The sequence below is a fragment of the [Rhizobium] kunmingense genome (assembly GCF_977018605.1).
Genome location: NZ_CDRNXG010000001.1, coordinates 2433647 through 2457889, shown reverse-complemented (window position 1 = coordinate 2457889; position 24243 = coordinate 2433647). Strand labels below are relative to the sequence as shown.

The following is a 24243-nucleotide window of genomic DNA, read 5'->3' as shown; positions in this document are numbered from 1 at the left end:
ATCAGACGCCGAACGCGCGGCGCAACCCGCCCTGATGCACGACGATGCGGGCATGGTAAGGTACGCGGGTATAGAGATCGAGCACATCCTGGTTGACCAGCCGCACGCAGCCGGAGGACGTCGCCTTGCCGATCGACTGCCATTCCGGCGATCCGTGCAGGCGATAGAGCGTGTCCTTGCCGTCCTGGAAGATATACAGCGCGCGGGCGCCGAGCGGGTTCTTGATACCGGGGTCCATGCCGCCGTTTTCCACCGAAAAGCGCGCAAGGCTCGGCTGGCGGGCGATCATTTCGTCCGGCACTTTCCAGCGCGGCCAGGGCTGGCGCCACTGGATGACGCCTTCGCCCTGCCAGGCAAAGCCGTCACGGCCGATGCCGACGCCGTAGCGCATCGCCGTGCCGCCGGGCTCGACGACATAGAGGAACCGCTCCTGCGTATCGACGACCACCGTACCGACCTTTTCGCCGGTCGGATCGGCAACGCGCTGGCGATAATATTTCGGATCGATCTGCTGGTAGGGAATGGCCGGGATCACATGCCCGCCATCGGTCACCGAAGCATAGCGCGCCTGCAGCTCCGCCTCGTCCGGAGGTCCGATCGGCCGCTGTGCCATGCCGGGAATGACGCGCGGCTGGCTGGTGGTCGAGCAGCCGGCGAGTGCTGCGGTCAGCGACACGGAACCGAGCACGAAGCTGCGTCGCGACAGGAATTGGGCAGAAGACATGAGGATTTTCCAGACAGATGTCGAATATCGATATGCCTCTATCCGTCCGCTTAAAGGGTAGAGCAAATCACAACTAGGCTATCCACAAGCATTTTCGAATAGTTACCTACGGTATTACCTGGTCTTCCATGTCGCAAACACCCCTACCCGCATGGCGCGAATGCACGCGCTTGCGTGCCACTTCAAGATATTGATAATGGCCAGGAACATATAAGAACGGGAGCAAATCATGCGCATTCAAAAATCGTTGGCATTCACTTTCGCCCTGTCCGCCTCCGTTGCCGGTTTTGCTGCCGGCGCATCGGCGGCAGAACCCGCATCATGCGGCACCGTCCGCCTGTCCGATGTCGGCTGGACCGATATCACCGCGACCACAGCCACGGCCTCGGTCGTGCTGAAGGCGCTGGGCTACGAGACCGATATCAAGGTCCTGTCCGTGCCGGTCACCTTCTCGTCGCTGAAGAACAAGGACATCGACGTCTTCCTCGGCAACTGGATGCCCACTCAGTCGGGCGACCTGAAGCCCTATATCGATGAAAAGAGCATCGAATCCTTCGGCCCCAACCTGACCGGTGCCAAATATACGCTCGCCACCAATGCCAAGGGCGCTGAACTCGGCATCAAGGATTTCAAGGATATCGCCACCCATGCGGATGCGCTCGGCGGCAAGATCTACGGTATCGAGCCGGGCAATGACGGCAACCAGCTCATTCTCGGCCTGATCGAGAAGGATACGTTCGGCATGAAGGCGCTCGAAGTGGTCGAATCCTCCGAACAGGGCATGCTGGCGCAGGTGATGCGCGCAGACAAGGCAGGCGAGCCGGTCGTCTTCCTCGGCTGGGAACCCCATCCGATGAACACCAATTTCAAGCTTACCTACCTGACCGGCGGCGATGATGTCTTCGGCCCGAATTTCGGCGGCGCCGAGGTCTTCACCAATGTCCGCGCCGGCTTCACCGAGGAATGCACCAATGTCGGCGCTTTCCTGAAGAACCTGAAGTTCACGCTGCCGATGGAAAACGAGATCATGGCCAAGATCCTCGATGACGGCGAAGAAGCCAGCGTCGCCGCCACCGACTGGCTGAAGGACAACGGTTCGGCGATCGAGCCATGGCTCGTCGGCGTCACCACCAAGGACGGCAAGCCGGGACTTGAAGCGGTCAAGGCCGAACTCGGCCTCTGAGAACATCATAGGGGCCGGCACCGATACAACGTGATCCGGCCCTTCCGTCCTGCCCATTCCTTCATTCGAGGTGATATCGGACGTGAACTGGTTAACTGACCTGCTTCCGAACTGGCTCGCCGATTCCAGCGGCAAGCTGAGGCTCGGCATCTGGGCGCGCAACGCCGTCGACTGGCTGACGACCAATGCCAGCTGGTTTTTCGACTGGCTGTCCAGCATCCTGTCGATTGCGATCGACGCGCTGCTGGCCGTGCTCGAATTTCCGCCGCCGCTTCTGCTGATCGCCATTTTCACGGCGCTCGCCTATGCCCTGCGCCGCTCGCTCGGCGTGGCCGTCTTCACCTGTCTCGGGCTGCTTCTGATCTACAATCAGGGCTACTGGAAGGAGACGATGGAAACCCTGTCGCTCGTTCTGGCCGCCACCGTGGTTTCGATGGCGATCGGCATTCCGCTCGGCATTGCCGCGGCAAGGCGCCCGTGGTTCTACGAGATCATGCGCCCGGTCCTAGACCTGATGCAGACCATTCCCACCTTCGTCTATCTCATCCCGGCGCTGATCCTATTCGGCCTCGGCATGGTGCCGGGTCTCATCGCCACGGTCATCTTCGCCATTCCGTCACCCATCCGCCTGACGCGGCTTGGTATCATCTCGACGCCGCAGGCTCTCACCGAAGCCGCCATCGCCTTCGGTGCGACGCCGGCACAGGTGCTGCGCAAGGTCGAGCTTCCCTATGCGATGCCGCAGATCATGGCGGGCCTGACCCAGACGATCATGCTGTCATTGTCCATGGTCGTCATCGCAGCGCTTGTCGGCGCAAACGGCCTCGGCGTTCCGGTCGTGCGCGCGCTCAACACCGTCAACATCGCCCGCGGCTTCGAAGCGGGCCTCTGTATCGTCATCCTCGCGATCATCCTCGACCGCATGTTCAAGAGCGACGCGGGAGACACGCCATGACCGACACGACGACAAAAGACTGCGTCACCTTCAGCAATGTCGACATCGTCTTCGGCAAGGAACCGTCGGGCGCCCTGTCGCTTCTCGATGCCGGCAGGAGCCGCGACGAGATCAGCCGAGAGACCGGCATCGTCGTCGGAGTTTCCGACGCCTCGCTGACCATTCGCGAGGGCGAGATCCTCGTGCTGATGGGCCTGTCCGGCTCCGGCAAGTCGACCCTGCTGCGCGCCGTCAACGGGCTTGCGCCGGTGGTTCGCGGCAGCGTCAGCGTCGCCACGCCGCAAGGTCCGGTCGATCCCTACGCGGCAAGCGCCCGCGTGCTGCGCGACCTGCGCATGCACACGGTCTCCATGGTCTTCCAGCAGTTCGGTCTCCTGCCTTGGCGCACGGTGGCGGAAAATGTCGGTTTCGGCCTCGAACTGGCAGGCGTCGCCGAAGCCGAGCGCAAGACCCGCGTCGGCGAACAGCTCGAACTTGTCAACCTTTCGCAATGGGCCGACCGCCGCGTCGCAGAACTGTCGGGCGGCATGCAGCAGCGCGTCGGCCTCGCCCGCGCCTTTGCCACAGGCGCGCCGATACTCCTGATGGACGAGCCCTTCTCGGCGCTCGACCCGCTGATCCGCAACAAGCTGCAGGATGAGCTTCTGGAGTTCCAGCAGCGGCTGAAGAAGACGATCCTGTTCGTCAGCCACGATCTCGACGAGGCCTTCCGCATCGGCAACCGCATCGCCATCATGGAAGGCGGGCGCATCATCCAGTGCGGCACGCCGCAGGAGATCGTGCGCGCCCCCGCCGACGACTATGTCGCCGATTTCGTCCAGCACATGAACCCGATACGGATGCTGACGGCAAGCGACGTGATGTCGACGGGTGTATCGGCGGCAAGCGCCGGCGCGCCCGTTTCGGCATCCGCCGCTCCCTCGACGCCGCTCGTCGACATTCTCGATGCGCTTGCCCGCCAGCGTGGCGCTGTGGCCATCGTCGAAAATGGCGCGATCATCGGCTCGGTAACGGCGGACGACGTGGTCTCCGGCCTGACCCGCCATCGCCTGCGTGACAAAAGTCAAATGTAAGAGCGCGATAAAGGTCGGGGGTAACTCCTTGTAAAGGGTGCGAAAACTTGACGCGCCCTCACATCTTCTGCACTGCAAAATAACATGATATAAGCATAAGCGAAATTGATACACGCCCCCGATCGACCCTCAGCCGAGAATAGAGTGACGAATGGCCGAGCCGGCCCAGCTATTGCGCCCGACCGATGACCAAGCACGCGAGCTTGCACGCCAGCTCGTGCGCGGCTCGCGCTATATGTCGCTTGCCGTCATCGACCCGGTCACCGGCTTCCCTGCCGTCAGCCGTGCGCTGACAGCCATCGATCTCGACGGCACGCCGGTCATTCTCGTCTCCGGCCTGTCCGGGCACACCAAGGGGCTTTCTGCCGACCGACGTTGCTCGCTTCTCGCCGGCGAACCCGGCAAGGGTGACCCGCTCGCCCATGCGCGCATTACCGTGCAGTGTATCGCCGAGCCGGTAGAGAGAGACGGTCAGGCGCATCGGCGCCTCAGGGACCGTTTCCTGCGTCGCCATGCAAAAGCCCAGCTCTATGTAGACTTTCCCGACTTCCTGTTTTTCCGGCTTGTGCCGCAACAGGCATCGCTCAACGGCGGCTTCGGCCGCGCCTATGCTTTAACCGGCGAGGATTTACTGTTCCACACGGAAACAGGCGAATCATCCTGGGCAGAGTTGCAGAAGGAACTGGTCGGCCGAACCGCACACGCGACATCTTTTGCCCGTCATCTCGGACTTTCCGGCGAAAACTGGCGATTTGGACTTGTCGACGCTGCCGGAATCGACCTTATCTCAGGTGATTTACTCGTTCGGCACGAGTTCGATACGCTAAAACACTTGCCCGAGAACATCATATATTATATTTGCATTGAGACTAAAATAATGGGCGAACTACCCAAAATTTAGGGGATATACAAATTCTACCTGTACCGCCTAACATTACCCAAAACAAATATGGGTGAATAGCGCGGCCGCTTTGGAACCGAGGTGAATAGGACTTATGGACAAGGTACCACTATCTGAACATTCGACAGCAGCAGCAGGCCTGCTTTCGGCTATGGCGAACCCCAAGCGGCTGATGATTCTCTGCTGCCTGGTCAAGGGCGAAGTTGCCGTCGGCGCACTCGCGACCCGTGTCGGCCTCAGCCAGTCTGCCCTTTCGCAGCACCTTTCCAAGCTTCGTGCACAGAAGCTGGTCAAGACCCGCCGCGATGCACAGACGATCTATTATTCCAGCTCGTCGGAATCCGTTTTGAAGATCCTCGACAGCCTCGAAGACATCTATATCGAAGCCGAGCGTAAGACGTCCGCGGCAGCCTGATCCACCGTTTGGATCGGTCCAACTGACGCGGCTGGTGGCGGCCTCCGTGTCCGGGTTGATGATATGTGCGGCAGGTTCCGAAACTCGGGCCTGCCGTTTGCATTTCCGTCTCAAGCGCCCGCAGGCCCTGCGTCGCAGATACCGAGCGGTGTAGCCGTGGTCCGGCCAGTATCGTGACAGCCCCCACACCGCCGACACCATCACTATCCTGTCCGAAACGTCGCATCTTTCTGTTATGTTCTTGCGCTGAGGCATGGGAATTTTTACAAAAGTTGCCGTCCACCCGGCGAGCCAAACATGGCCGCAGGTGGACCGTCGCCTTATCCCGAACCGATCATCATCGACGCGCAGCCGTCGAGGAACGTCTAGGGGACGACAGCGACGCAGACATCAGCAGGCTGGGAGGCCTGTGCAAGACCACTCGCATGCCCCAAGGAGACGGACATGACATTGAAGACTTACGCGGCAGCGCTTGCCGCATCGCTGGCTTTTGCCCCTTTCACCGCCACGCTCGCCCATGCCGACATCACCATCGGCCTGATGGCGCCGCTCACCGGCCCGGTCGCCGCCATCGGCGCGCAGATCAAGAACGGCGCGGAAACCGCAGTCGAGGAGATCAACAAGAAGGGCGGCATCAACGGCGAGAAGCTCGTGCTGAAGATTGCCGATGACGCCGGCGACCCGAAACAGGGCGTATCTGCCGCCAACCAGCTGATCGCCGACGACATCCGCTTCGTTGTCGGTCCTGTCACCTCGGGCGTCTCGGTTCCCGCCTCCATCGTCTTTGCCGAAAACGGCGCACTGATGGTCACCCCGACGGCCACCGCGCCGGAACTGACGGCGCAGGGCCTTTCGACCGTGTTCCGCACCTGCGGCCGCGACGACCAGCAGGCCGAAGTCGCCGCCAGATACGTGATTGAAAACTTCAAGGACAAGAAGATCGCGATCCTCAACGACAAGGCCCAGTACGGCAAGGGCCTTGCCGACGCCTTCAAGGCATCATTGAACGCCGCCGGCGTCACCGAAGTCTTCAACGACGCACTGACCGCCGGCGACAAGGATTTCAATGCGCTCGTCACCCGCATGAAGTCGGAGGGCGTCGAAGTGCTCTATTTCGGCGGTTACCACCCGGAAGCCGGTCTGCTGGTTCGCCAGATGAAGGATGCCGGCATGGCCGTGCAGCTGATCGCCGGTGATGGCCTGTCGAACAGCGAGTATATCGCAACCGGAGGCGATGCCGCCAATGGCACGATCTACACCAACGCCGCCGACGCGCTGAAGAACGAAGACAGCAAGGCCGCAGCAGCAGCGCTTCTCGCCAAGAACATCCCGGCGGAAGCCTTCACGCTCAACACCTATGCCGCTGTCGAAGTCATCGCCGCCGGCATCGCCAAGGCCGGCACCACCGATGATGCGGAAGCCGTCGCCGAAGCGCTCAAGGACGGCGCACCGATCAAGACCGCCATCGGCGAACTCACCTATGGCGAAACCGGCGATCTCACCTCGCAGAGCTTCTCCGTCTACAAGTGGGAAGCCGGCAAGACCGTCGCAGCCGAATAAGCGGACGGTTCGATCATCTCCAGCAATGCTCTATAGAGCGGGCGTCTTAGGACGCCCGTTTTCGTTTAGCCTCATGAATGCGCTATAAGATGCGGAATCGAGCGACAAAATCGAGTGACAGGACAGAGAGAACCATGACGACAAGACTTGAACGCCTCATCGACCAGGGCACCGGCCGCGAACCCGCCGACATCGTGCTGAAAGGCGGACACTTCTTCGACCTCGTCACCGGCGAACTCGTCAAGTCCGACGTCGCCATCTGCGGCGACCGCATCGTCGGCACCTGCGGCGATTACGTGGGCAAGACCGAGATCGATATCTCGGGCAAGACCGTCGTTCCCGGCTTCATCGACACGCATCTTCATATCGAATCGTCGCTCGTCACTCCGCATGAATTCGACCGCTGCGTCCTGCCCTATGGCGTCACCACCGCGATCTGCGATCCGCATGAGATCGCCAATGTCATCGGCGAGGAAGGAATCCGTTATTTCCTCGATAGTTCGCTCGAGACGATCATGGACATTCGCGTCCAGCTGTCCTCATGCGTGCCGGCCACGCATCTGGAAACGGCCGGCGCCGATCTGCCGATCGAAAAGCTTCTGCCCTTCCGCGATCACCCGAAGGTCATCGGCCTTGCCGAATTCATGAATTTCCCCGGCGTCATCCACAAGGACCCGATCTGCCTCGCCAAACTCGATGCCTTCTACGGCGACCACATCGACGGCCACGCCCCGCTCCTGCGCGGAAACGACCTCAACGGCTATCTCGCCGCCGGCATCCGCACCGAACATGAGTCGACCACCGCCGAAGAGGCGCTCGAGAAGATCCGCAAAGGCATGCACATTCTCGTTCGCGAAGGTTCCGTCTCCAAGGACTTGGCAGCCCTGATGCCGATCATCACCGAGCGGCTGTCGCCCTATCTGGCGCTCTGCACCGACGACCGCAATCCGCTCGACATCGCCGAACAGGGCCATCTCGACTACATGATCCGCACCGCCATTGCAGCCGGCGTCGAACCGCTCGCCATCTACCGCGCCGCCTCAATTTCCGCGGCAAAAGCCTTTGGCCTCACCGACCGAGGCCTCGTCGCCCCCGGCTGGCGCGCCGATCTCGTCGTCATCGACACGCTCGAAAACTGCAAGGCCGAGATCGTCTTTTCCGCCGGCCGCCGCGTCACCGACGATCTCTTCGCGACCCGCAAGCCGGTTGCCCCGGTCGGCCTCGACAGCGTCAAGGCGCGGCCCGTACAGGCCATGCAGTTCGGCGTCCCTTACTCCGAAGCGGAAACCCCAGTCATCGGCGTCATGCCTGGAAAGATCATCACCGAACACCGCCGCTACCGTCTGCCTGCCGCCGGCAACCAGGCAGGTGTCGATCTGTCCCGCGACATCATCAAGGTCGCCGTCATCGAGCGTCACGGCAAGAACGGCAACCATGCCAACGGTTTCGTCCAGGGCTTTGGCCTGAAAAAGGGCGCTATCGCCTCCACCGTCGGCCATGACAGCCACAATATCTGCGTCGTCGGCGTCTCCGAAGACGACATGGCGCTCGCCGCCAACCGGCTGGGAGAAATCAACGGCGGCTTCGTCGTGGTCGAAGACGGCAAGGTCACCGGCGAGATCGCTCTGCCGATCGCCGGCCTGATGAGCCTTGAACCCTACGAATGGGTCCGCGACACGCTGCACGACTTGAGAAAACACGCCTATGCCCTTGGAACGACTCTCGAAGAACCCTTCCTGCAGGTCGCGTTTCTACCGCTGCCGGTGATCCCGCATCTGAAGATTTCGGATATGGGCATGGTCGATGTGGACAAGTTTCAGCTGATCTGAGGGGAATGCGGCGGGTTGGGCAAAAGGCCCCTCATCCGCCTGCCGGCACCTTCTCCCCGTTTCACGGGGAGAAGGGCACGAGCAGCGACGTCTACGTCCATTTCTGCCGCTAAGCGCGGCAAGTCCCCTCTCCCCGTCATTACGGGGAGAGGGTTAGGGTGAGGGGCAGTCCCGAACGCCGCGACGCGGCATCACGCCTTAAAAAACGCCAGCAGATCCGCATTGATGACATCCGCATGCGTGGTCGCCATCCCGTGCGGCAGGCCCTCGTAAATCTTGAGCTCTCCGTTCTTCAGAAGCTTGGACGACAGCGGTGCGGAATCCGCAAACGGCACGATCTGGTCATCCGTCCCATGCATCACCAGCACCGGCAGATCGATCGCCTTCAGGTCTTCGGTAAAATCCGTTTCCGAAAACGCCTTGATGCAATCGTAATGCGCCTTGGTGCCGCCCATCATGCCCTGCCGCCACCAGTTGCGGATCACCCCTTCGGAAACCTCCGCACCCGGCCGATTGTAGCCGTAGAACGGCCCGGTCGGGATATCGAGAAAGAACTGCGCCCGGTTGGCCGCCTGCGCTGCGCGAAATCCGTCGAACACTTCGAGCGGCAACCCGCCGGGGTTCTTGTCCGACTTCACCATGATCGGCGGCACCGCCCCGATCAGCACTGCCTTGGCAACACGCCCCTGCGGCTGGCCGAACTTGGCGACATAGCGCGTCACCTCCCCGCCTCCGGTCGAATGCCCGACATGGATCGCGCCTTTGAGATCAAGATGCGCCGCAAGCTCCGCCATGTCGGCGGCATAGGTATCCATCTCGTTGCCGGTCTCTGTCTGGCTGGAACGCCCATGCCCGCGCCGGTCATGGGCGATTACGCGAAAACCTTCGTGAAGGAAGAACAGCATCTGCGCATCCCAGTCGTCGGCCGAAAGCGGCCAGCCGTGATGGAAGACGATCGGCTGGGCATCCTTCGATCCCCAGTCCTTGTAAAAAATCTGCGTGCCGTCCTTGGTGGTGATGAAACCGCTGCTCATGATTTTTCCTCGGTTGATCTGGCAAAATGCATGCGAAGTTTGCGAACACGCCGCTTGGCACTCCCGGCCAATGGCGCGCACCACGATAGGATGACTTGTTACGTTTGGAAATTGCAATGGCAGATGGAATCAGTGCGCGGCCGCAACTCTATAGAGGTCGCGCCTGGCACGAGTTCACGACTGGCCTAAGCTGCGGGCTATTGAAGCCGGCGGAATTTTCTGACGGGACTGATCGCCCGGATTAGACGTGCCGGGCGGTCAGCGTCAAACGTCACACAGATCGCGCTTCGACGTGAACGCATACGTCTGAAGCGCGACCGGCATTCGATGTGGAACGGCTCACTTCAAACCGGTGAAGATAAACTTCTGAACGCGACGGCCGGTGCCAACTTCGGTCACGTACAAGTTGCCCTTGCTATCGGTTTCGATGGAATGCATCCATGTGAACTGTCCGGCCTGCCGACCGATACGGCCAAACGAGCCAAGGACTTCATGGGTCGAACGCAGCAGAATCCAGATACGGCCGTTCATCATGTCGCCGACATAGAGATACTGTTTGTCGGGCGAAAGCGCGACGTCGGTCACCGTGCCCAGACCACCGGTCTTGCCCTCAATCGCGATATTGCGGACGAAGGTCATCTTGCCATCAGCGGCAAGGCTGAAAAGCTGCATACGGTTGTTCGGCCGGTCGCAGATGTAGACTTCCCCGTCACCGGTCGGCACGGCGCAATGGATGATGGTGCCGAATTCGCGGGATTCCGGATCGGGACCTGCATTGGCCGTTGCCTGGCTCTGATCAAAATTACCCTGGCGTGTCGCGGCCGAAGGTGCCTCGCCGTAAGCGCCCCAGATCCCGAAGGCATCACCACCGGACTTGTTGAAGCCCAGGAAGCGACGGTTGACATAGCCATCGGCCACCACGAGCTGATCGCCCATGACGGCGATGTCGGATGGATTGCCGAGATACTTGGCGTCGGAATTACCGTTGGTCTTGCCGCGTTGGCCGATCTGGCCGATGTATTTGCCATCGGTCGTGTAATGCACCACGACATGGTCGCCGTTGCCGATACCCGCGAACCAGAGCGAGCCGTCTTCGTCGATGAAGAGGCCATGCAGGCTGGTCGGCCACTGGTTGACGCCGTCGATCGTCGGTGCGGTTTCCGGGCCACCGAAGCCACCGAGATATTTACCGTCTGCACTGAAATGCGTCACCGGCGGGAACGGGCGGCAGCACAGCGCGATCGGCGGGGACTGCGCCAGACCGTTGTCGGTTGCTGTCAGTGAATCCGGCCGGTCGACCAGCCAGACACTGTCGTCGGCTGCAATCGCCACACCGCTGACCTGTCCCCACAGCATCGTTTCGGGAACCTGCGGCCAGGCGGCATCGACTGCAAAGCGCGGCACCAGCGTACCGGGTGACGCCTCGATGTTTTCCAGTATGGGAACGAGCGCTTGCGTCGGTTCAGCGGACTGAGCCGTGCTCAATGGCAATAATAGAAGTGAAGAAATCAAACTGAAAAGGATTGTAGAACGGGGCATTGTGTCCTCTGAAACATTACATAGTATCAAGCTTGGATCGGGCGGCTAGTCGACAGGCCCAAAACAGCATCTGCATTCGCCCGCCCCATGCGATCGGAATGTAGCGTCCTCTTTTTGATCAGGAATTCCTGCGACTTCTTTCTCACGGAAGGAAACCGCCACTTCGAACGATAGAGATTCAGGCAAAAGCATTTTTCGATAATCGTGGATATTGAACCCACGCCAACTAACCGATTTCGCCGTACATCCAACTGAAAATCATGCCAAATCACCTTAGTGTGCGATTGAGGAGAGATCTCGTGATCCCCTCAAGGAGAGGATTTTTGTGACAGCTCGACGGCTTTCCGCCGCCTCGATTATGGCGCGAATGCGCAAGAATCCGCCGACGAATCAGGCCTAACCGGGAGATCGTCCGGCCGATCGGCATCTTTCTCCCGATCTTTTCCGGAAGCGCTCAACCAGAGGCGCGTCGGAAAGTCGCGGCGATCCTGACCTTGAACGTCCTGCCGCCTGACGGATCACCCAATCCCCGAATGACGCACAGGATTGCGAGAACATTGTGCCCTGCAGCCCCGCTGCGGGGCTTTTCTTTATCCCGAAAAGCCATGGGGTCTTGAAGATGTCATCTGCGTCAGGCAATAGGCCCCCACAAGTTTAGACGAACCGCAAGAAGGCCGACCGACAGAAATGCTGCAGACACCCTACTACCTCATCGACAAGTCAAAACTGCTCCAGAACATGGAACGGATTGCCACTGTGCGTGAGAAGTCGGGCGCCAAGGCATTGCTGGCCCTGAAATGTTTCGCCACATGGTCGGTCTTCGATTTCATGCGCGACTATATGGACGGCACGACCTCCTCGTCGCTCAATGAAGTCCGCCTCGGTCACGAGCGGTTCGGCAAGGAAACCCACGCCTATTCCGTCGCCTATGCGGATTACGAAATCGACGAAGTCGTTTCCCACGCCGACAAGATCATCTTCAACTCGATCGGCCAGCTGCAGCGTTTCGAAGGCCAGTCTTCGGGCATCACCCGCGGCCTGCGCCTCAATCCCGGCGTCTCGTCGTCGAGCTTCGATCTGGCCGATCCGGCCCGCCCCTTCTCGCGCCTCGGCGAATGGGATCTGAACAAGGTCGAGCCGGTCATGGACATGATCACCGGCTTCATGATCCACAACAACTGCGAGAACAAGGATTTCTCCCTGTTCGATCGCATGCTCGGCGATATCGAGGAAAAGTTCGCCCCGCTTCTGAAAAAGGCCGAATGGGTCTCCCTCGGCGGCGGCATCCATTTCACAGGCGACGATTACCCGGTCGACCAGTTTGCCGAGCGCCTCAAGCGCTTTTCCGGCGAATATGGTGTACAGGTCTACCTTGAGCCGGGCGAAGCCTCGATCACCAGATCGACGACGTTGGAAACCACCGTCCTCGACACACTTTACAACGGCAAGAACCTTGTCGTGGTGGATAGTTCCATCGAAGCGCACATGCTGGATCTCCTGATCTATCGTGAGAATGCCAAGGTTCACCCTAACCAGGGACCCCATCGTGCGATGGTCTGCGGCAAGTCATGCCTTGCCGGAGACATCTTCGGAGAATTCGACTTCCCCGAAGAAGTAAAGGTCGGCGACCGCATCTCGTTCCAGGATGCTGCCGGCTACACGATGGTCAAGAAAAACTGGTTTAACGGCGTGAAAATGCCGGCAATCGCCATTCGGGAACTGGATGGCAGCCTCAGGACGGTCCGTGAGTTTAACTACACGGACTACGAACAGAGCCTTTCCTGATCATCCCGGGCTCGAGGAGCCCTCAGGACAAGACTTTCTGACGATTGGACGCAAGGAGTGGTCCCCAGAATGAAAAAGAACGTGCTCATCATCGGCGCCGGCGGCGTCGCACAGGTCGTTGCCCACAAGTGTGCGCAGAACAACGATGTCCTCGGTGACATCCATATCGCATCGCGCACCAAGTCCAAGTGCGACGCCATCATCGCTTCGGTTCACGAAAAGAAGGCGATGAAGCAGGCAGGCGTACTCGAAGGTCACGCGCTCGACGCGCTCGACATCGAAGCCACCAAGGCACTTATCCAGAAGACCGGCAGCCAGATCGTCATCAACGTCGGCACCGCCTTCCTCAACATGTCGGTGCTGCGCGCCTGCATGGATACCGGCGTCGCCTATATCGACACCGCCATCCACGAAGAACCGAACAAGATCTGCGAAACCCCGCCGTGGTACGGTAACTACGAGTGGAAGCGCGCCGCCGAATGTGAGGAAAAGGGCATCACCGCCATCCTCGGCGCCGGTTTCGATCCGGGCGTCGTCAACGCCTATGCGCGTCTGGCCAAGGACGAATATCTCGACACCGTCACCGACGTCGATATCGTCGACATCAATGCCGGCAGCCACGGCAAGTATTTCGCCACCAACTTCGACCCGGAAATCAATTTCCGCGAGTTCACGGGCGTTGTCTATTCGTGGCAGGGCGGCGAATGGAACGTCAACAAGATGTTCGAAATCGGCAAGGACTACGATCTGCCGGTCGTCGGCACCCGCCGCGCCTATCTCTGCGGCCATGACGAAGTGCATTCGCTGGCCAAGAACATGGACGGCGCCGACGTGCGCTTCTGGATGGGCTTTGGCGATCACTACATCAACGTCTTCACCGTCCTGAAGTCAATCGGCCTCCTCTCCGAACAGCCGGTCAAGCTGGCCGACGGTTCCGAAGTCGTGCCGCTCAAGGTCGTAAAAGCCTGCCTGCCCGACCCGTCGTCGCTGGCGCCGGAATATGAAGGCAAGACCTGCATCGGTGACTTCGTCAAGGGCACGAAGGACGGCAAGGAACGCACGGTGTTCATCTACAACGTCGCCGACCACAAGGAAGCCTTCAACGAAGTGGGTAGCCAGGGCATTTCCTACACGGCAGGCGTTCCCCCGGTCGCAGCCGCTATGCTCGTTGCATCAGGCGAATGGGACGTGAAGAAGATGGCCAATGTCGAGGAACTGGCCCCGCGCCCGTTCCTGAACATCCTCAACAAGATCGGCCTGCAGACCTGCATCCGCGACGAACAGGGCGAGCGCGAACTGCATTTCGATTGAGATGCAGGCCTTGCCTGACTGATAAATGACGAAAGGCCCGCGAGCGATCGCGGGCCTTTCCGTTTTGGACCAATCCAGCTGTAAGGTCTGGCGCGATGGAGAGGCCGGCAGCGCCGACGCCGCGCAGTGCTTGGAGCAGGAACGCGGGCTTAAGCCGCAAACACTTTTGCCCGACGCAGCGTCACGAAACCGGCTTCGCCGGCCTTCACCGCCCGCTCCGGCTCAACGTCGAACTCCAGCGCCTCGCCAGAACTCGTCTCTGCCAGCACCCGCCGCCCATCCGGCCGGTCGAGCACGCGGGTGATCTTGGCCGCAATCCCCGGTCCGGCTTGCGACCAGTCGAGATCGGCCGGTCGCGCATACAGCTCCGCCTTGCAATCCGCCACGCCGTCGGCCGCGATGGAAACGTCACCGGCATAGGCACGCCCCGCGCGCACCTCGGCCGCAATCACATTGGCATCGCCCAGGAACTTCATCACAAAGGCCGATTTCGGATCGCGGCACACCTCTTCCGGCGTGCCCTGCTGGACGATCTGCCCGTCCTTGAGGATCACCACACGGTCGGCGAGATCCAGCGCCTCTTCCTGGTCGTGGGTGACGAACAGCGTGGTAATGCCGAGCTCCGAGTGGATTTCGCGCAGCCAGCGGCGCAGGTCACGCCGCACGTTGGCATCCAGCGCCCCGAACGGTTCGTCGAGCAGCAGCACTTTGGGATCGACGGCGAGCGCCCGTGCCAGCGCCACGCGCTGCCGCTGGCCGCCGGAAATCTGCGCCGGGAACCGGTCGCCCAGCCCTTCCAGCCGCACGAGACGCAGCAGGTCGGTGACGCGGGCATCGATCGCCGCGCGGTCACGCTTCACCTTCGACACCTTCATGCCGAAGGCGATATTGTCGGCCACCGTCATATGCGGAAACAGTGCGTAATGCTGGAAGACGAAGCCGACGCCGCGGTCGCGCACCGGAATGTCGGTCGCATCCTGCGTGCCGAAATGGATGCTGCCGCCATCGGAATATTCGAGCCCCGCAACCATGCGCAGGATCGTTGTCTTGCCAGAGCCCGATGGCCCGAGCAGCGCCACCAGCTCGCCGCTCTCGATATCGAGCGACACGTCTTTTACGGCGCGAAAGGTCTCGAAGGTTTTGACGACGTTCTCAAGACGGATCTTCATTGTGCGTTCTCTGCCGGATTGGTGGCTTTGCGGACACGGCCGGCGCCCTGCCGTTCGAGCAGGACCTTGGCGATGATGGTGAAGACGGCGATCAACGCCAGGATGGACGCGGCGGCAAAGGCGCCGACCGCGTTATAGTCGTGATAGAGCAGCTCGATATGCAGCGGCAGCGTGTTGGTCTGGCCGCGGATATTGCCCGACACGACCGAGACCGCGCCGAACTCGCCCATGACGCGGGCATTGCACAGCACGACGCCGTAAAGCAGCGCCCATTTCACGTTCGGCAGCGTCACCGAGAAGAAGGTGCGCCAGCCGGAAGCGCCGAGCGATGTCGCGGCCTCCTCCAGATCCCGTCCCTGCGCCTGCATCAGCGGAATCAGTTCGCGCGCCACGAAAGGTGCAGTGACGAACATCGAGGCAATCACGATGCCGGGCACGGCAAACAGGATCTTGATATCCCAGGCATCGAGCAGCGGTCCGAACAGGCCCTGCAGGCCATAGACGAACAGATATGCGACACCGGCGACGATCGGCGAGACCGAGAACGGGATCTCGATCAGCACCAGCAGGAACCGCCTGCCCCAGAAATCGAACTTGGTAATCGCCCAGGCGGCGGCAATGCCGAAGGTCGTGTTGACCGGCACGGCAATCAGCGCCGCCGTCACCGTCAGCCCGATCGCGTGGCGCGTGTCGGGATGGACGATCGCTTCCTGATAGACTTGCCAGCCCCTCGAAAACGCCTCGACACCGATGATGATCAAGGGCGCGAGAACAAGAAAAGCGCCGACGATCAGCACAGCGCCGATCAGCGAACGGCGGAAGAGCGGATTGTCGCCGACGCGCGGCGGCTTTCTGCGGGTGGAATGAGCGCTCATCGGATCAGCCTTTCACCGTATAGCGCAGGGCACGCGACTGCAGATAGTTGGTGACGCCCAACATGACGAAGGCGGTGATCAGCAGCACGGAGGCGATCGCCGCCGCCGCCTGATAGTCATATTCCTCCAGCCGGATGAAGATCATCAGCGCGGTGATCTCCGTCGACATCGGCTGGTTGCCGGCAATGAAGATGATCGCGCCGAATTCGCCAAGCGAGCGGGCAAAGGAGAGCGATACGCCGGCCAGCAGCGCGGGCGTCAGCAGCGGCAGGATGACCTTTCGAAAGATCGTCCAGTCGGAACCGCCGAGAGATTGGGCCGCCTCTTCCAGCGCCGGATCGAGATCCTCCAGCACCGGCTGCACCGTGCGTACGACGAAAGGCAGCGAGGTGAAGCACATGGCAATCATGATGCCGAGCGGTGTATAGGCCACCCTGATGCCGAAATCCTCCAGCACCGAGCCGAACCAGCCGTTGGTGGTAAACAGCGCCGTCAACGCAATGCCGGCAACGGCGGTCGGCAACGCGAACGGCAGATCGACGATCGCATCCACCAGCCGTCGGCCGGGAAAGCGGTAGCGCGTCAGAACCCAGGCAAGCGACAGCCCGAAGACGAGATTGAACAGCGTGGCGACGAAGGCGCAGAGGACCGTCACCCTGTAGCTCGCCACCGCCCGCGGTGAAGAGATGATCTGCCAGTAATCGGCAGGTCCGAGGCTCGCCGCCTTGATCACCAGCGCCGCCAGCGGCAGCACGACGATCAGGCCGACATAAAACAGGGTCACGCCCAGCGACAACGGCAATCCGGGCAGGACATTACGTCGTTTCACGCAGCAGGTTCCTACTCAAAGCAAATCCGGCGGATGGGCATCCGCCGGTGGGAATAATGACAGGCCCGCCCCTTACTCGTCGTTATCCTCGGCCTTGTGCCGAGGATCTGCTGAGCCCAAAATTTGGCGGAGGCAGATGCTCGGGACAAGCCCGAGCATGACGGAAGAATTTGCGGCAAAACCTCTTGGTGAGGAAGAGTTAACGGCTGCCGTAGATCTTGTCGAGCGCGCCGCCGGAAGCGAAATGCTCAGACTGGATCTTTGCCCAGCCGCCGAACGTGTCGTCGACATTGACGAGACGGATTTCCGGGAACTGGTCCTTGAACTCGCCGGCGATCTTTTCATTGTGCACGCGGTGGCCGAATTCGGCGGCGATCTTCTGGCCTTCCTCGGTATAAAGGAAGTCGAGATAGGTCTTGGCGAGCGCTTCCGTGCCGTGCTTCGCAGCAACCTTGTCGACCACGGCGACCGGGAATTCGGCCAGCAGGCTGACGGACGGGATGACGCTTTCGACCTTGTCCTTGCCGTACTGCTTCTCGATGCCGCGCGTTTCGGCCTCGAAGGTGATCAGCACGTCGCCGGTCTCGCGCTCGACGAAGGTGGTGGTGGCGGCACGGCCGCCGGTATCGAAGACCGGCACGTTGTCGAACACCTTGCCGATATACGCCTCGATCTTCTCCTGGTCGTCCTTGTACTCTTCCTTCGCCCAGGCATAGGCAGCCAGATAGGTGTAACGGGCGTTGCCCGACGTCTTCGGGTTCGGGAACACGACCTTCACGTCGTCACGGGCGAGATCGCCCCAGTTCTTGATGCCCTTCGGGTTACCGGCGCGCACCAGGAAGGACGGGAAGGAGTAGAAGGGCGAGGCGTTATTCGGAAACGCCTTGGTCCATTCGGCCGAAACAAAACCCTGCTTGGCGAGGAAATCGATGTCGGTCGACTGGTTGAAGGTCACGACATCCGCTTCCAGCCCCTCGACGATCGACCGCGCCTGCTTCGACGTGCCGGCATGCGACTGGTCGATGGTGACGCCCGGATGCTGCTTGATGAAGGCCTCGTTGACGGCGACGAAAAGCTCGCGCGCCACGTCATAGGAAGCGTTGAGCAGTTTCTGCTCCTGCGCCAGGGCCGGCTGTACGAAGAGCGCGGCAAGCGCGGTGCCGAGAATAAGGAGGCGTTTCATCGAGGATCTCCGATAAGGAATGTCTGTTGCCGAAGAAATTAGCGGCAGCATCGTGAAACCGCGAGAAACCGCCCTCTTCGCCGTCGGCGCACCTTAGAAATTCCATCCATTTTCATGCGAATTCGGCGGCAGTTTTGCCCGTATGGCACCACTGCCGCACCGCGACAGAAAATCCTTGCCTTCGGTGCGGGCAGATATGGCGCAGCCCGCCGCAACGGTATAGGACCGGGCCGCGCAGCCGTTATGCCAAAATCGCCCCCGCCTTATGCCCTTTGCCCGATCGACCGCCCGTCGCGGTCCCTCGCGTCCACCAAAGTCGCCCGAAAATGAAAAACAAAAGCCTCGGCTATCTATACGTCCTGCTCGCCGTCACCATTTTCACCGGCCAGGATGGGTTCTCCAAATACCTGGGCGAGAAATACCCGGTGGTGATGTTCACCATGATCCGGTTCTGGGCATTTGCACTGTTCGTGATCGCGCTCGCCGCCTTTTCCTCCGGCGGACTGCGGCAGGCTTTCGTCACCAAGCGCCCCTTCCTGCAGATGCTGCGCGGCCCGCTTCTGGTGCTCGAAATCGTCATCGTCGTCTACGCCTTTACCCAGGCAGGTCTCGCCATGACCCAGGCGATCATGCAGGCCACGCCTCTCATCATCACCATCCTGTCGATCCCGCTGCTTGGTGAACAGGTCGGCTGGCGGCGTGGTGCGGCCGTGCTGGTCGGTCTTTTCGGCGTGCTCGTCATCCTCAATCCGGTCGGCGCCGATTTCGGCATTCACCTTCTCTGGCCACTCGCCGGCGCCTTCGCCTTCGGCCTTTACGGCATCGCCACCCGCGCCGTCAGCCGCCACGACAGTGCTATCACCAGCGTGCTCTACACGGGCGTCTTCGGCGCCATCGCCGCAAGCCTTGTCGGCCCGTTCTACTGGACGCCGATCGCAATGGAAGACTGGCCGGCCATGCTGGCGCTCTGCGTCTGTGGCGCGCTCAGCCATTATCTGCTGATCAAGGCCTACGGCATCCTGACTGCCGTCGAAGTCCAGCCGCTCACCTATCTGCAGATCGTGCTCGGCGTATTTCTGGCCTCGACCGTCTTCGGTGAAACGATCACCGTCAACATGGTCGTCGGCGCCATCATCGTCGTCGGCGCCGGCCTGTTCACCGTCTGGCGCGAACACCGGCTCGGCATCAAGTAGCAGAACCGGCGGAGTGGATCACTCCGCCAGCAGATCCTTCACCCGCCGCCCGAAGGCGTCGCTCATGAACGGCTTGGTCATCACGTGCATGCCGTGATCCAGATGCCCGTGGTTGAGCACGGCGTTTTCCGCATAGCCGGTGACGAACAGCACTTTCAGATCCGGCCGGTCGACGCGGACGACATCGGCGAGCTGACGCCCGTTCATGCCGCCCGGCAGGCCGACATCGGTGATCAGGAGATCGATCGGTGGGCCGGAATTGATGATCTTGAGCGCCGTCGGCCCGTCGCCGGCTTCCAGCACGTGGTAGCCGAGTTCTTCTAGGATCTCGACCGCAACCATCCTGACAAGCGGCTCGTCGTCGACGACGAGGATCGTCTCGTGATCGCCGGCCCGCGGCGTCGTCGTCGCCAGTTCGGCCATATCGTCTTCCGCCAACGCCTCGCCGAGATGGCGCGGCAGGTAGATGCAGATCATCGTCCCCTTGTCGATTTCGGAATAGATCTTCACCGTACCTCCCGATTGGCCGGCAAAGCCGTGCACCATGGAAAGCCCAAGGCCCGTTCCCTGCCCGGTCGGCTTGGTGGTGAAGAACGGGTCGAAAGCGCGCTCGATCACATCGGACGGCATGCCGGTGCCTGTATCGCTGACACAGAGCGAAACGTACTGGCCGGGCTCCAGCCCGCGCTGGCGCGCCGCCCGCTCGTCGAACCAGCGGTTACCGGTCTCGACCGTCAGCCTGCCACCGTCCGGCATCGCGTCGCGGGCATTGATGCAAAGGTTGAGCAGCGCGTTTTCCAGCTGCCCGACATCGACGAAGGCGGTCCACAGGCCGCCGGCAAACGCCGTCTCGACATGGATCGTCGGCCCGACGCTGCGGGTGATCAGGTCCTGCATGTCGGACACCAGGCGGTTGAGGATGACCGGCTTCGGATCGAGCGTCTGGCGTCGCGAAAAGGCGAGCAATCGCTGCGTCAGCCCGGCGGCGCGTTTCGCGGCCCCTTGCGCACCGGTCAGATAGCGGTCGAGGTCGGAAATCCGTCCCTGCGCCAGCCGTGTCTGCATCAATTCAAGCGAGCCGGAAATTCCGGCGAGCAGGTTGTTGAAATCATGCGCCAATCCGCCGGTCAACTGCCCGACCGCTTCCATCTTCTGCGAATGCCGCAACTGTTCTTCCGAGCGCATCAGCTCCGCCGTGCGTTCGGCCACCCGCTGCTCCAGCGTGTCGTTCAGCGTCCTTAATGCAGCGGCCGCACGATCACGCTCCTGCTCCACCGCGCGGCGCTCCTCGATGTCGATCAGTACGCCGGGAAAACTCAGCGGCTCTCCATCCGGCCCGACCTCGACCTTGCCGTTCGCCTCCAGCCAGTAATAATTTCCGTCGGCCCGTCGCGTCCGGTATTGGTGGACATAGGAGCCGCGCCGCTCCAGCGCCTCGGTGATCGTCGCGATCAACCCTTCCCGGTCGTCCGGATGGACGGTTTCAGTGACCTGCTCGAGGTTGAAGCCGCTGCGTCCGAGTGCCGGATCGAGGCCGAAGGCTTTGGCGAATGCTTCGTCGACGGTAAACTTGTCGGCCGGAATATCCCAGAACCATGTGCCGATGATCGCGCCGGCCGAAAGCGCCAGCTGCACCCGCTGTACCGCCTGCCTTGCAATCGCTTCGCTCTCGCGCAGCGCCGCTTCGGCGCGCTTGCGGGCGGTAATGTCGCGAAACAGGACCGAGACCTGTCGCAGGCTGGCCGGCTCCACCCGCGAACTCGACACCTCAATATGACGCCCGATCGCCTCGAATTCCTGCTCGAAACGGATCGACTCGCCGCTGGCAAGCACGCCGCCATAGAGCGCAATCCATTTGTCGGCCGCATCCGGCTCGATCTCGCGCAACCTCTTTCCGACGATGTCGGCGATGCCGGTCTGCCGCTCGTAACCGGAATTGGCGTCGACATGCACATAATCCGACAACGGCCCATGCGGCCCATCGATGAATTCGATAATACAGAACCCTTCGTCGATCGCCTCGAAGAGCGCGCGGTAGCGGGCGTCGGAGCGAAGCAGGGCATTGTCGCCTTCGGTTGCTTCGGTTCTCAGGCGGGAAACCTCCGCCACCAGGTCTTCATGCGAAAACGATGTCACATCGGAATTCAAGAAACGGTCCTCTCAGCACGCGGATCAACACGCCACCCCGGCGAAATTCCTAGCACAACGCGCAGGCAAAGAAATCGGTTGCGGTGATGGAATTTGCCGGGCACGGACGACCGGCCTGCACACTGCCTCAAGCCTCGCGCAGAAAACCTGTCGCCATCACCCGGAATGCCTCGATCGCCTTCGGCAGCACGATGGCCGGGTCATCGCTTGCCGCGATCCAGAGCGCCGCATTGAGCGCCGCGCCGCATAGAAGCCGCGCCGCCGCCTCGCCGTCCACCGGCTTCATCACCCTCTCCGCAATCAGCAGATCGACCGCGCGACGGGTTTCCTGCAGGCAGCTGTTCTGGCTCGGCCATTGCGACGGATCGCCCAGTACCGCCGGCCCGTCGAGCAGCACGATACGCTGCACCTCGGGATCCAGCGCCATCTCGATATAGGCATCCGCCTGGGCGAGCATTGCTTGCCACAGGTCACCCTTGCCGGCCGCATCGCCGATAACCTTGGCGCGCGCCGCCATATTGCCGTCGATCTGTTCGACCACGGCGGCAAGCAGCCCGCGCTTGTCGCCGAAATTGTGATAGAGCGCCCCGCGCGTCAGCCCCGCATCGGCCGTCAGCTCGTCCATCGAGGCATTGGCGTAGCCCTTTTGCGCGAACGCCTTACGCCCCGCAGCGATCAGTTTCGCGCGGTTTTCCTCCATTTTTTCCAGACGCCGCCCGGCCATGCTTCTCTCCGATTTCACATACGCAACGTATTTGAACTTGACATACGCATCGTATGCCACCAATTTAGATACGCACCGTATATGAGATTTCAACGCCCGAAGGAAGACCTCTTCGCTAGGCAACAGGGTGCAGGAAACAATCCAAGGGAAAGACCAGATCATGACGAAACCGCAACCCGTATTCCCCGCCAACCGCCACGCACTCTATGAAAAGCACGGTTATTCCGCCGCCATCCGATCCGGCGACCTTCTGTTCGTCTCCGGCCAGGTCGGCAGCCGCGAGGATGGTTCGCCGGAACCGGATTATGCAAGCCAGGTAAAGCGCGCCTTTGAGAATCTCCGCGCCGTACTCGCCGCCGCAGGCTGCGGGCTGGAAGACATCATCGACATCACCACGTTCCACACCGACCCGGAAAACCAGTTCGAGACTTTCCTGAAGGCCAAGGCGGAAGTCTTCGGCGCACCGCCCTATCCGAACTGGACGGCGATCGGCGTCAACTGGCTTGCCGGCTTCGATTTCGAGATCAAGGTGATCGCCCGCATCCCGCAGGCCGGCTGATGCGATTTCAGCCACAGCGGAGGCCGATTTCAGGCCTCCGAATACGCCTAAAACTCCCATCGGCGCGCCTCTCCCGGCGCGGCGATGGTACCGGCCTATAGCCGGTGATCGGCAAACAGCGGCTGATGCCCACCGGCAAAATAGCGCTCGAGCGCGTCCTCGGTCACCTCTGAAAGCGTCGCCGGTTGCCATTGCGGATTGCGATCCTTGTCGATGATCGCCGCTCTGACACCCTCGTAGAAATCATGCTGCCGCAGAATTTCCGAAGCGGCGGTGAACTCCCGCTCCAGGCATTCGATCAGGCTTGCGCTTTTCTCACCGGCGCGCAGCAGCCGCAGCGTCAGTTTCAGGCTGGTCGGCGAGCGTTTGGAAATCGACGCCAGGGTGGAAGCCGCAAACTCGCCCTCTTCCCTCATCAGCGCCGCGATGATCTCCTCGACTGTATCGAAGCCGAAAACATGATCGATGGTGTAACGCTGCAATTCGAACCGGCTGTCGTGCGTAGCCGTGGAGGCGCGGCGGATCACGTCAAGGACCTCCTGGCCGGAGGCGGGCGCCGGCAATCGCCCGAGCGCCTGGACGAGATCTTGCAGCCCATCCGATGGCATATGAAAATCGGCAAGGCCGGCATAGATGGCGTCGGCCGCATCTATGATCTCGCCGGTCAGCCCCAACCATGTTCCGACATCTCCCGGCACCCTTGGCAAGAGCCATGTCGCTCCGACATCGGGGAAATAGCCGATCCCGGTTTCGGGCATGGCAAGCTTCGTCCGTTCCGTGACCACCCGGTGGCTGCCATGCGCGGCCACCCCGACACCGCCGCCCATGACGATCCCGTCCATCAGCGCCACATAGGGTTTAGGATAGCGCGAGATCGTGTAGTTGACCGGAAATTCCTCCCTCCAGAATCGCGTCACCTCCGGGTCGTTCGCTCGTCCGAGATCGTGGATCGCGCGGATATCGCCGCCGGCGCACAGCCCGCGCTCACCCTCGCCGGCCAGGATGACGCAGGACACCGTATCGTCCTCGGCAAACCGGTCGAGCGCCGCCTTCAAAGCCCGCACCATGGCAAGGTTGAGACTGTTCAGCGCCTTCGGCCGGTTGAGATGAATGACCGCCGCCGATCCGGTTCGGGAAAAGAAGATCTCGTCGGTTTCAACTGCCCGGTCGCTCATGCCTGCCTCTGGATGCCAGTTTCCCAAGACGGCCACCATAGCCGGTGGGCGATGGCGGTTGCCAGAGGTGATATCGGGA

Annotated in this window: 21 protein-coding genes; 11 read left to right on the top strand and 10 right to left on the bottom strand. The window is 61.3% G+C overall.

All coding sequences use genetic code 11. The annotated features are described in order from the left end of the window. Position 1: 1 nt before the first annotated feature. Positions 2-724, bottom strand: a complete 723-nt coding sequence (locus tag AC0JZ4_RS11730) for a L,D-transpeptidase (protein ID WP_471886553.1) — start codon at positions 722-724, stop codon at positions 2-4. A 229-nt stretch (positions 725-953) separates the two neighbouring features. On the opposite strand from AC0JZ4_RS11730, the gene choX reads away from it, so the two are divergent. The 7 genes from choX to ade all read left to right on the top strand — a co-directional run bounded on the left by choX (position 954) and on the right by ade (position 8640). After that, complete coding sequence (choX, locus tag AC0JZ4_RS11725) at positions 954-1907, top strand: choline ABC transporter substrate-binding protein (RefSeq protein WP_471886552.1); 954 nt, start codon at positions 954-956, stop codon at positions 1905-1907. 100 nt (positions 1908-2007) lie between these two features. Continuing rightward, the gene (choW, locus tag AC0JZ4_RS11720) at positions 2008-2862 is read left to right on the top strand and encodes a choline ABC transporter permease subunit (RefSeq protein ID WP_471887868.1); all 855 of its coding nucleotides are present in this window, start codon (positions 2008-2010) and stop codon (positions 2860-2862) included. Next, entirely contained in the window at positions 2859-3935 is a 1077-nt protein-coding gene (gene choV / locus AC0JZ4_RS11715) for a choline ABC transporter ATP-binding protein (RefSeq protein ID WP_471886551.1), read from the top strand. The genes choW and choV overlap by 4 nt, the downstream gene beginning before the upstream one ends. 151 nt (positions 3936-4086) lie before the next feature. After that, positions 4087-4836 carry a HugZ family pyridoxamine 5'-phosphate oxidase gene (locus AC0JZ4_RS11710; protein WP_471886550.1) on the top strand — a complete coding sequence of 250 codons (750 nt, stop codon included), beginning with the start codon at positions 4087-4089 and terminating at the stop codon, positions 4834-4836. Between the two features lie 94 nt (positions 4837-4930). Then, positions 4931-5251 (top strand): ArsR/SmtB family transcription factor, encoded by a 321-nt coding sequence (locus tag AC0JZ4_RS11705; protein ID WP_471886549.1) that lies wholly within the window; start codon positions 4931-4933, stop codon positions 5249-5251. 444 nt (positions 5252-5695) lie between these two features. Beyond that, complete coding sequence (locus tag AC0JZ4_RS11700; protein WP_471886548.1) at positions 5696-6811, top strand: branched-chain amino acid ABC transporter substrate-binding protein; 1116 nt, start codon at positions 5696-5698, stop codon at positions 6809-6811. A 134-nt stretch (positions 6812-6945) separates the two neighbouring features. Continuing rightward, a complete protein-coding gene (ade, locus tag AC0JZ4_RS11695) occupies positions 6946-8640 on the top strand; it encodes an adenine deaminase (RefSeq protein ID WP_471886547.1) in 1695 nt (564 codons plus the stop codon). A 191-nt stretch (positions 8641-8831) separates the two neighbouring features. On the opposite strand, the gene AC0JZ4_RS11690 is transcribed toward ade, so the two are convergent. Then, a complete protein-coding gene (locus tag AC0JZ4_RS11690; RefSeq protein ID WP_471886546.1) occupies positions 8832-9674 on the bottom strand; it encodes an alpha/beta fold hydrolase in 843 nt (280 codons plus the stop codon). Between the two features lie 339 nt (positions 9675-10013). Continuing rightward, a complete protein-coding gene (locus AC0JZ4_RS11685; protein ID WP_471886545.1) occupies positions 10014-11159 on the bottom strand; it encodes an NHL repeat-containing protein in 1146 nt (381 codons plus the stop codon). A gap of 741 nt (positions 11160-11900) precedes the next feature. On the opposite strand from AC0JZ4_RS11685, the gene AC0JZ4_RS11680 reads away from it, so the two are divergent. Together AC0JZ4_RS11680 and AC0JZ4_RS11675 are read left to right on the top strand one after the other, a co-directional pair. Further along, positions 11901-12998, top strand: coding sequence for a carboxynorspermidine decarboxylase (locus AC0JZ4_RS11680; RefSeq protein WP_471886544.1), 1098 nt, complete (start codon positions 11901-11903; stop codon positions 12996-12998). Positions 12999-13067: 69 nt separating this feature from the next. Further along, complete coding sequence (locus AC0JZ4_RS11675; RefSeq protein WP_471886543.1) at positions 13068-14309, top strand: saccharopine dehydrogenase family protein; 1242 nt, start codon at positions 13068-13070, stop codon at positions 14307-14309. A gap of 149 nt (positions 14310-14458) precedes the next feature. On the opposite strand, the gene AC0JZ4_RS11670 is transcribed toward AC0JZ4_RS11675, so the two are convergent. The 4 genes from AC0JZ4_RS11670 to cysP form a co-directional block, all read right to left on the bottom strand. Beyond that, positions 14459-15478, bottom strand: coding sequence for a sulfate/molybdate ABC transporter ATP-binding protein (locus AC0JZ4_RS11670; RefSeq protein WP_471886542.1), 1020 nt, complete (start codon positions 15476-15478; stop codon positions 14459-14461). After that, positions 15475-16353: a sulfate ABC transporter permease subunit CysW gene (gene cysW, locus AC0JZ4_RS11665; protein WP_471886541.1), complete on the bottom strand. Its 879-nt coding sequence runs from the start codon at positions 16351-16353 to the stop codon at positions 15475-15477. The genes AC0JZ4_RS11670 and cysW overlap by 4 nt, the downstream gene beginning before the upstream one ends. A gap of 4 nt (positions 16354-16357) precedes the next feature. Continuing rightward, positions 16358-17182, bottom strand: coding sequence for a sulfate ABC transporter permease subunit CysT (cysT, locus tag AC0JZ4_RS11660; protein WP_471886540.1), 825 nt, complete (start codon positions 17180-17182; stop codon positions 16358-16360). 199 nt (positions 17183-17381) lie between these two features. After that, the gene (gene cysP, locus AC0JZ4_RS11655; protein ID WP_471886539.1) at positions 17382-18365 is read right to left on the bottom strand and encodes a thiosulfate ABC transporter substrate-binding protein CysP; all 984 of its coding nucleotides are present in this window, start codon (positions 18363-18365) and stop codon (positions 17382-17384) included. A gap of 326 nt (positions 18366-18691) precedes the next feature. On the opposite strand from cysP, the gene AC0JZ4_RS11650 reads away from it, so the two are divergent. Then, positions 18692-19558 (top strand): DMT family transporter, encoded by an 867-nt coding sequence (locus AC0JZ4_RS11650; protein ID WP_471886538.1) that lies wholly within the window; start codon positions 18692-18694, stop codon positions 19556-19558. 18 nt (positions 19559-19576) lie between these two features. On the opposite strand, the gene AC0JZ4_RS11645 is transcribed toward AC0JZ4_RS11650, so the two are convergent. Continuing rightward, the gene (locus AC0JZ4_RS11645) at positions 19577-21706 is read right to left on the bottom strand and encodes an ATP-binding protein (RefSeq protein ID WP_471886537.1); all 2130 of its coding nucleotides are present in this window, start codon (positions 21704-21706) and stop codon (positions 19577-19579) included. A gap of 127 nt (positions 21707-21833) precedes the next feature. After that, entirely contained in the window at positions 21834-22430 is a 597-nt protein-coding gene (locus AC0JZ4_RS11640) for a TetR/AcrR family transcriptional regulator (RefSeq protein ID WP_471886536.1), read from the bottom strand. A 160-nt stretch (positions 22431-22590) separates the two neighbouring features. Between AC0JZ4_RS11640 and AC0JZ4_RS11635 the strand changes: the two genes are divergently transcribed. Then, positions 22591-22989 (top strand): RidA family protein, encoded by a 399-nt coding sequence (locus AC0JZ4_RS11635; protein ID WP_471886535.1) that lies wholly within the window; start codon positions 22591-22593, stop codon positions 22987-22989. A gap of 95 nt (positions 22990-23084) precedes the next feature. Here the strand turns inward: AC0JZ4_RS11635 and AC0JZ4_RS11630 are convergent, their stop codons facing one another. Continuing rightward, on the bottom strand, positions 23085-24164 hold the full coding sequence (locus AC0JZ4_RS11630; protein WP_471886534.1) for an enoyl-CoA hydratase/isomerase family protein: 1080 nt from the start codon (positions 24162-24164) through the stop codon (positions 23085-23087). Positions 24165-24243 lie beyond the last annotated feature (79 nt).